General features: G+C 42.1%; 5 protein-coding genes. 2 read left to right on the top strand and 3 right to left on the bottom strand.

Annotated elements, in window-relative coordinates:
* Nucleotides 1-230 precede the first annotated feature (230 nt).
* Both AN214_RS07405 and AN214_RS07400 read right to left on the bottom strand, forming a co-directional pair.
* On the bottom strand, nucleotides 231-833 hold the full coding sequence (locus AN214_RS07405) for an START domain-containing protein (protein ID WP_054979125.1): 603 nt from the start codon (nucleotides 831-833) through the stop codon (nucleotides 231-233).
* Nucleotide 834: 1 nt separating this feature from the next.
* Nucleotides 835-2,355 carry a CYTH and CHAD domain-containing protein gene (locus AN214_RS07400; RefSeq protein ID WP_054979124.1) on the bottom strand — a complete coding sequence of 507 codons (1,521 nt, stop codon included), beginning with the start codon at nucleotides 2,353-2,355 and terminating at the stop codon, nucleotides 835-837.
* A 371-nt stretch (nucleotides 2,356-2,726) separates the two neighbouring features.
* Between AN214_RS07400 and AN214_RS07395 the strand changes: the two genes are divergently transcribed.
* On the top strand, nucleotides 2,727-3,371 hold the full coding sequence (locus AN214_RS07395; RefSeq protein ID WP_054979123.1) for a TIGR04211 family SH3 domain-containing protein: 645 nt from the start codon (nucleotides 2,727-2,729) through the stop codon (nucleotides 3,369-3,371).
* A 171-nt stretch (nucleotides 3,372-3,542) separates the two neighbouring features.
* On the opposite strand, the gene AN214_RS07390 is transcribed toward AN214_RS07395, so the two are convergent.
* Nucleotides 3,543-4,031, bottom strand: coding sequence for a winged helix-turn-helix transcriptional regulator (locus tag AN214_RS07390; protein WP_054979122.1), 489 nt, complete (start codon nucleotides 4,029-4,031; stop codon nucleotides 3,543-3,545).
* A gap of 143 nt (nucleotides 4,032-4,174) precedes the next feature.
* On the opposite strand from AN214_RS07390, the gene putA reads away from it, so the two are divergent.
* Nucleotides 4,175-7,975, top strand: a complete 3,801-nt coding sequence (gene putA, locus AN214_RS07385) for a bifunctional proline dehydrogenase/L-glutamate gamma-semialdehyde dehydrogenase PutA (protein WP_054979121.1) — start codon at nucleotides 4,175-4,177, stop codon at nucleotides 7,973-7,975.
* Nucleotides 7,976-7,978: the final 3 nt, after the last annotated feature.

Here is a 7,978-nt window from a genome sequence, read left to right as displayed (position 1 = left end):
TATGTGAGTCAGCCGATAACACAGTAGAAAACCCAATCAAGCGCTGCCGAACGGTTCTTTTGAGCGCACTTTTCTCATTGTTGCCTACACGGATATAGGTAACGGGCGTGAGCAGGACGCGGAAGCTTTGCTCGATATTCGCTTAGATTGCTAGGCCACACATCGAGCGCCGCGATAAAAGCACGCTAAAAGAGAACAAAAATAGAGCAGCAAAGGTGGGCAGACCCTAGTCAAACGGCACTACAAGGGTAAAGCTTCAAGCGCGCTTTCATCTTTTTGAAGGTGCTAAATACGTTAGATTTTGCGACAGAATTCCCTAACCAATGTGGAATTTTTCCTGCGGGATCTGCAATCGCTTGATACTCAACAGAGATCGTATCAGCGCCTCGCTGATTAATTACCCAACTGGCAGCGACATGCTCAATGCGAATAACCCCTTCACGCTTTGCGTATTCGTTGTTAGCTGCTTGAATGCCTATTTGCATTTGTGTATTTGACGTTCTAAAAATACGTGAGTAAGTCACCATATCACGATTTTTAATCGGCCATGGCGCATTAAATTGAGTATAAACGATATGCTCGTTTTGTGATGGTGACTTTAGCACTTCGACACTATCTACATTGCTTAACCACTTGTCAGCATTGTCTGTATCAAGTAAAAGTGCTTCAAACGCTGCTAAGCACCCACTAGTCACGGTGTAGGCTTTTAACTTTAAAAGTCCATCGGGCAATTTTTGCTGGTAAACTTCAATTCCTTGTTTAATTTTTACTTGCTGCCACTCCAATGCACTCAGCGGAGTACAAAAAAGTAGCAGCAACAGCATAGTGCGCATATTATTGCCAGTAAGGCTCCAATTTTTGACTTGCAAGACGGCTATGTTCCATTGCTGCGAGCAAACCATCATTTTTTTGTTTTAACCAACCCAAAATACTGGTGAATTGCTCGGGTTCTTGCTGCGTTTCACACAACTGTTTTAAATAGTCGTATGTTGCCAATTCATCCATACCATGAATAATATCAAGCCAAGGGCCTCTAAATTCATCACGTAGCGGTCCTTCAAAAAGCTGCCCAAGGCAACAACCGCTGAGTAAATTACGATGTAATTTTTGACGTTTTGCAATGTAGCTTTCAGCGCTCACCACATCATGTGGTAATAAATGCTGCATTTCTTGCCAATCGTTTTCAAAAAGACGTGCTGCAATATCTTTTACAGGCGTGCCAGCAGCAACAATGTGTTCTTGTCCCCAGTCATCACGCCAACGCTTTTCAATTAAAAAGCGCGTTAAATCTAGAATAAGCTGATTGTAGCGTGGGCTGTGGAAAATTGCCTTTAACGCCTTACGCGACGGTTGCTCCGCCTTTAAGTTATCAATCACTTGCTCAAGCTCAGGCGCAGCCGAAATGCGTTTATAAAACGCATGTTTCTTTGACGTAAACGTTCGTAATTGAATCGCAGTTTCAACCCAAGAAAAGGTTTCTAATAGCCATTTAAGCTCTTTACGCAACGATTTAGTAATTTGTTTGTCAGCAACTTGTTCAAACAACCAAAAGCTATGACGAATAAGGCTAACCCCATCAACAATGCGTTTTAGTGTTTTTAATTTTGGCGAATCGATATAGCATTGCTCGTGTTTTTGCACAAACTCAATGCCGTATTGAAGGCACTTTTCAAGCGCGTCTTCTTGTGTCGCGTTTTCATCTAACTGTACATAGCCTAAGAATGTATCAGCCATTAATGGCGCATCGTCCGCTAAACGGTAGCCTCGTGCGGCTTTACTGTATAGCCCTAAACGTACTTCACTACAGTTAATTAACTTATTTGCTAATTCAAATAACTCTTTGCGATCACCACTTACCAATTCCATTTCCACTTCGCAAATCGGCACACTCTGGCCTGAAGCAGAAATATCACCTTTATCCAATACCAATTCAATTTCAGTACCTGAGTCGGTTTCTAATAACCAAGTACGACGAATAAAGTTAGTGTTAAAAATAGAGAAAAGGTTTTCACTAATAGTGCCTGGCTCCATGCCAGCAGGCCAAATTGAGGTATCAAATAACTCAATGTTTGGGCGCGAATTATTAATTGGCACATTGTATTCTGGACGTTGATGAAAGCCACCAACCACTTTACCTGCCAACTTAATTGTTTGCTCACATTCGCCGTCAACACAACGCGTGCGTAAGCCGATATCTAGCGCTCTTAATTCTCTGCTTGGAGTATCAAAGTATGCGTTTTGTAAGTTGCGAGAAGCTTTATTACTGACTTTTTTTGAAAACTGGGTAATCAGTGCTGGCAGTTGAGAAATAACTTGTTCTGAAACTAAAAATTTCAGCTCAATTTCAGTATCCATTAGCTGGAGGGTTGACCTATTTTATTAGCAAAGCCTAAGTAAAACCAAATATCGGGCTAAATGCAACCTTTTGTGCATCGACTTACAAACAACTACTAAATTATGAACTATTGCGTGATTGCGCTGCGCGACTTGCTATTGCGCGGTGAAATCCATACTATGAAGCCTCAAATACCAATTCACTTAAATAGCTAGTCATTTTAGCGGGCTAAATATCATGCTAACTGCGTTGGAATTGATCGATGTAAAATAACTACATCAGACAAATCCCGCCTTGTTAGTACCTCATTTATCCAGCGCTATAAGTTAGTTACATATTTAAACGACTTGGTAAATTTATCGGACAACAACAATAAAACAGGATCCTCTCAATGTTTAAACCGATTGCTGCATTTCTTTTATTAGCGAGTTTAAGCACAGCTATCCACGCAGAAACGCAAACTAACGACGAATCAGCAACTGAAGTACTGGAAGTACAAACAACTGGAAGCGCATCTTCTTCAACTGCTTATATTACCGACAACCTATTTGTTTATATGCACTCAGGTCCAGGTAAAAATTATCGCATTCTTGGTTCTGTGCAAGCTGGTACCGAATTGCAGTTGCTCGATGAAAATAAAGAAACGGGCTATAGCCAAGTAAAAGATAGCCGCGGTCGTACAGGTTGGATTGATAAACGTAATATCAGCAAGCGTCCAGGTTTAGCACAACAAAACCTTAAGCTAAAAAATCAATTAGCTGATTTACAAGCAGAGCTAAATTCAAGCCAGCGTGATATGCCGGTACTACGTCAAACTGCCAATGACTTAGAAGTTAAAAACCGTGAACTCAATGCTGAAATTGAAAAGCTAAATGCCCAAATTTCAAGCTCACGTAATCAAAAGCAACAAGCCAGTGAAAAACAGCAAAAGCAGCTATTGATTTATGGCGGCGGTATTGCATTTATTGGTATTTTACTGGGGATTATCATCACAATCGTGTTATCGCGACGCAAACGTTACGACGGTTGGGCGTAATAACTAGGCAATACAAAAAAAGCGCTTAACTAGCGCTTTTTTTGTATCTGGTATCCCGCACTCAATAAGCGTGTGAGTAAACCTTATACCTATTGCATAAATTTGTGAGTCATTTGCTACGAAAGCAAAACCACTCAGAAATAAAACAGGTAATTTTTAATAAATCCGGGATTACTCTTCCACCTGCACGGTTAACCCTACATCTTGCTTAACATGCTCAATCACCATGTAAGTACGGTTGGTGCCAACACCTGGCGTATCTACAATTTTACCAAGCACTTCACGGTATTCAATCATATCGCCTACGCGTATTTTTAGTAGGTAATCGTATCCACCCGCAACCATATCACACGACACCACTTGACCAATGCGCATAATATGCTGTTTGAAAATATCAAATGCGGCTTCGGTTGATTCTTTTAAAGTGACTTCAACGTGGGCAACCACATTTTGTTTCAGCTTGGTAGCATTTAAACGTGCACCATAACCTTCAATATAACCGTCGTCTTCAAGCTTTTTAACCCTTTCAAGGCACGGGCTTGGGCTTAAGTTAACTTGTTTCGCTAAATTTACGTTAGAAATTCGGCCATTTTTTTGTAAAACATCTAAAATTGCTAAATCGATTCGATCGAGCACACGTGTTCTGATAGAGGTAGTCATACAGAATATTATTTGGCATCTTTTGAACAATTCCCTGTAAATTACCGGATATAGCCAAAATACGCCAGCACATTCTGCTGAAAAGAAATTACACTACGCCCCTATTTTATAAATTTAACCTATTTTATTTTGAGGGTTTCTTTATGCTTTACAATGGTGATTTAACTACCAAATGTCCGATCCGCCAGCAGATCCGTGACTTTTACCGTATTGATGAAGACCAAGTTATTGACCATATTCTGCCACTTGCAGAAGTTGGTGTTAGCGCGCGCAGCCGTGCATGGGAACGTGCACGCCAAATGGTATTAAATATTCGTAACGATCAGGAAGGTCAAGGTGGTGTTGATGCACTACTTAACGAATACTCACTGTCTTCTGAAGAAGGCGTGGTATTAATGTGCCTTGCTGAAGCATTGCTACGTGTACCAGATAAAGAAACTCAAGATAGCCTTATTCGCGATAAGCTAGCAAACGGCGACTGGAGCTCTCACTTAGGTAACAGCGACTCTCTGTTTGTAAATGCATCAAGCTGGGGCCTGTTATTAACAGGTAAAATGGTTAACTATGCAGACAAAAACAAAGAAGAGCAGTTCGGCTTATTAAAGCGCACTATGGGTCGTATTGGTGAGCCTGCTATTCGTAAATCAGTGCAATATGCCATGAAGATCATGGGTAAGCAGTTTGTTATGGGTACTACCATTGAAGAAGCTGTAGAGCGCGCTAAAGATAAAGAAGCAAAAGGATACGCATACTCTTACGATATGCTCGGTGAAGGCGCCCGCACTATGGCGGATGCTGAGCGTTATTTTAATAGCTATAAAATGGCAATTCACGCTATCGGTAAAGCAGCTAATGGTCGCGGCCCTATAAAAAGCCCAGGTATTTCTGTAAAACTATCAGCTATTCACCCTCGTTATGAGTTCACACACCGTGAACGCGTAATGGAAGAACTTGTGCCTAAGCTTAAAGAGCTAGCACTAACAGCAAAACAGTATGACATTAACTTTACAGTTGATGCCGAAGAAGCTGACCGTTTAGATATCTCTTTAGATGTTATTGAAGCGGTATTCTCTGACGATGCTCTTGGCAATTGGGCTGGTTTTGGTTTAGCGGTTCAGGCTTACCAAAAGCGTGCTATTTTTGTAATCGACTGGTTAGAAGCACTTTGTCGCCGTGTAAATCGTAAAATGATGGTTCGCCTTGTAAAAGGTGCTTACTGGGATACTGAAGTAAAGCTTACACAAGCAGATGGCCTTGAAGATTACCCAGTATTTACACGTAAAGCGACAACTGACGTGTCTTACAAAGCGTGTGCAATTAAGCTAATGAAAGCACGTGATATGATTTTCCCGCAGTTTGCAACGCACAATGCGTACTCAGCAGCCACTATTTTAGAACTTGCTGATGGCAACTATTCAAACTTTGAATTCCAGCGTTTGCACGGTATGGGCGAATCATTATTCGACCAAGTTGTAACGCAAGATCGTGTTCAATGTCGTGTATACGCACCAGTAGGTCAACACGAAGACTTACTTGCATACTTAGTACGTCGTCTATTGGAAAACGGCGCTAACTCATCATTTGTAAATGCCATTGTTGATGAATCTCAGCCAGTAGAATCACTGCTTGAAGATCCTGTTGAAAAAATTCAACGTGTTCGCAATAAGCGCAACCCGCAAATCGTTTTACCAAAAGACTTATTTGGTGAAGAGCGTCAAAACTCTAAAGGTTTAGATTTAACCAACATTAACCATATTACGCCATTCAAAGCGAGTATTGACAAATGGGTTGCTGAAAATCTGATGACTCATGCCGATGTGCCTGAAGGTCACGAAGCGGTAATTAACCCAGCAAACCACGCTGAGGTGCTTGGTTCTATTCGTCACCAAGACGAAGCTGAAATGAAAGCCCTTGTTGATACAGCTGAATCAGCTTTCCAATCTTGGTCTCAAACGCCAGTTGCTGATCGCGCTGAAATCTTACGTCGCACAGGTGACATTTTAGAGCGTCACCGCGATGAACTGATTGCACTGTGTATCAAAGAAGCAGGTAAAGTGGCACAAGATGGCATTGACGAGGTACGTGAAGCTGTTGATTTTTGTCGTTACTATGCAGCAAAGGCTGAAGAGCTTGCGGCTGACCCACGCTTTTCACCACGTGGTGTAATTTTATGTATCAGCCCATGGAACTTCCCACTTGCGATTTTCTTAGGCCAAGTAGCAGCTGCAATCGCAACAGGTAACTCTGTAATTGCAAAACCAGCAGAGCAAACATCACTTGTTGCACTTCGTGCAATTGAGTTAATGCGTGACGTTGGCTTACCAAAAGACGTAGTACAGCCTGTTATTGCTCGTGGTAGCAAAGTAGGTCAGGTAATTATTCCTGACGAGCGCGTACAAGCAGTCATGTTTACAGGTTCAACTGAAACAGGTACACGCATTGCGCAAACCTTAGCAGAACGCGGTGGCGACCAAGTACCTCTGATTGCTGAAACGGGTGGTCAAAACTGTATGATCGTTGATTCTACCGCGCTACCAGAGCAAGTAGTTGACGATATTATATCTTCTGGCTTCCAGTCAGCAGGTCAGCGCTGTTCTGCACTACGCGTATTATTCGTACAAGATGAAATCGCAGACAAAGTAATCAACATGATTAAAGGCGCGATGAAAGAGCTACACGTTGGCGACCCTGCTTACCTATCAACAGATGTGGGCCCGGTTATCGACCAAAAAGCACTAGATGCACTAAATGAACACGTTGAATACTTAAAAGATAAAGCGACACTGCATTTTGAATGCCCTATTCCGGCTGAAGATGAAAATGGTCACTTCTTCTTTGCACCACGTTTATACGAAATCAGTGATTTATCGGTATTAACCAAAGAAGTATTTGGTCCATGTGTACACGTAATTCGTTTCAAAGGCACTGAAATTGATAACGTAATCAACCAAGTAAACAGCACTGGTTTTGGCTTAACTATGGGTATTCACACCCGTATCGAAGAGCGTGCTGAATACTTAGCTAAACAATCACGTGCAGGTAACATTTACGTAAACCGCAATATGATTGGTGCCGTTGTTGGTGTGCAACCATTTGGTGGTCGCGGCCTATCAGGTACTGGCCCTAAAGCAGGTGGTCCAACTTATCTAACACGTTTAGTAAAAGAAAATGCTGCACCTGAAAACGTTCAAGCTACTAATATCAACCTTGATGGCGAAGCAATTGTCGATGACAGTCACGCAGTTGAACGCGTTAATCAAATGATGGTTAACTCAATTCGCGATGAAAAAACTTGGCGCGCAACCAGCTTAAACGACCGTATTTCTGTATGTCGTCAGATGCTGGCTAAAATCGCACAAGTTGAAATCATGGATAAGCTTGCTGACGATTTAACGCAAACAATTGCCGATGCACGTAGTCAGCTTGACCGTATTGAAAAACGTTTAGCCAAAGGCACGGTATTACCAGGTCCAACAGGTGAATCAAACACAATTTACCTAGAGCCGCGCGGCTGTGTTGTTTGCTACGCAGATAAAGATACCTCATTTAACTTCTGGGTATTATCAATCGTAACGGCGATTGCAGCGGGTAATACTGTAATTACCGTGGTGTCTGACCTATTCCACGAAGAAGCATTAGCTTTCCGTGCTAAGTTATTAGCATGCGGTGTTGCTGAGGGCGTTTTACAAGTGGCTAAACTGTCTGAGTTTAATGCAACACTTGCTCATCCGCACGTTGCAGGTGCTGTAATCGGCAGTGGTTGTGAGCGTAAAGCACATGTAAACGAAAAACTGGCTGCACGCTCTGGCGCTATTTTACCAGTGATCAGTGCACAGTATTACGACACACTAATCAATCGCTTAGTTACTGAGAAAACCATCAGTATTGATACCACAGCATCCGGTGGTAACACATCACTAATGACGCTAACTGACGAAGATTAATCT

The organism is Pseudoalteromonas sp. P1-9, from assembly GCF_001399975.1.
Classification (GTDB): Bacteria; Pseudomonadota; Gammaproteobacteria; order Enterobacterales; family Alteromonadaceae; genus Pseudoalteromonas.
Note: the sequence above shows the minus strand (reverse complement) of the source record. Positions and strands in the feature narration are given on the sequence as shown.

Bases quoted from the DNA above. Each gene is read 5' to 3' on its own strand.
- AN214_RS07400 (WP_054979124.1), bottom strand. From the start codon at position 2,355: ATGGATACTGAAATTGAGCTGAAATTTTTAGTTTCAGAACAAGTTATT.
- putA (WP_054979121.1), top strand. From the start codon at position 4,175: ATGCTTTACAATGGTGATTTAACTACCAAATGTCCGATCCGCCAGCAG.
- AN214_RS07390 (WP_054979122.1), bottom strand. From the start codon at position 4,031: ATGACTACCTCTATCAGAACACGTGTGCTCGATCGAATCGATTTAGCA.
- AN214_RS07395 (WP_054979123.1), top strand. From the start codon at position 2,727: ATGTTTAAACCGATTGCTGCATTTCTTTTATTAGCGAGTTTAAGCACA.
- AN214_RS07405 (WP_054979125.1), bottom strand. From the start codon at position 833: ATGCGCACTATGCTGTTGCTGCTACTTTTTTGTACTCCGCTGAGTGCA.